This window comes from Chitinimonas sp., assembly GCF_041904975.1.
Classification (GTDB): Bacteria; Pseudomonadota; Gammaproteobacteria; order Burkholderiales; family Chitinimonadaceae; genus Chitinimonas.
On record NZ_JAYRLZ010000060.1, the window covers coordinates 1 to 675 of the forward strand.

1 protein-coding gene is annotated in these 675 nt (G+C 69.9%); it reads right to left on the minus strand.

Annotated elements, in window-relative coordinates:
- A partial coding sequence (locus ACE3OH_RS08025; protein WP_374350552.1) for a hypothetical protein occupies positions 1 to 675 on the minus strand: 675 nt, incomplete at both ends.

A 675-nucleotide genomic window follows, 5' to 3' on the forward strand; every position in this document is an offset into this window, starting at 1 on the left:
CGCCGGAACAGCGCTTCGGCCGCGCCAGGCTCGCCACGCTTGATTGCCAGAAAGCCCTGCGCACCGATCCGGCGGCCATCGTCCGCCAGCTTGCTGCCAGCCAGTTGTGCAATGGCGTCGGCAGCAACGTCCAGCTGATCATCAGCCAGTTGCTGCTGCAGCGTGGCGAGGCGGATTTCGTCCGGATCGTGGGCGCGGCGAGAGCGCTCGGCGCGGGCGGCCATCACCTTGACCAGCTGCTCGGCGACGGCGCTGTCTTTCGGGTCCAGCTGCAGAAACGCCTTGAATAGTTGCGGATCGCTGCTGGCCGCGTCCGACGACAGCAGGGCGCGGCGCCATAGCGCCATTACTTCCTGCACATTGCCCTGGCGCAAGCGCGCCATGGCGGCCAGGGTGCGGATCGCCTGCTGCCGGCTGTCGCTGCGCTGCAGCTGCAGGGCTGCCAGGCGGGTGCGAAATTCCGGCTCTTGCGGATAGGCTTTGACCAGCCGGGCATAGCCGGCCAGCGCTTGCGCCCGGCCCGACTCGGTGCCGGCCAGTACCCGGTAATACTCCAGCAGCAAGGGGCCTTCCGGCGGCCCGGCCGGAAACAGCCTGCGCATGGCGCGGGCCGCCTCTTCCAGCCGGCCGGCGCGAGCCAGCTGCCGCGCTTCGCTGAGCGCCTGCCTGTCGCTG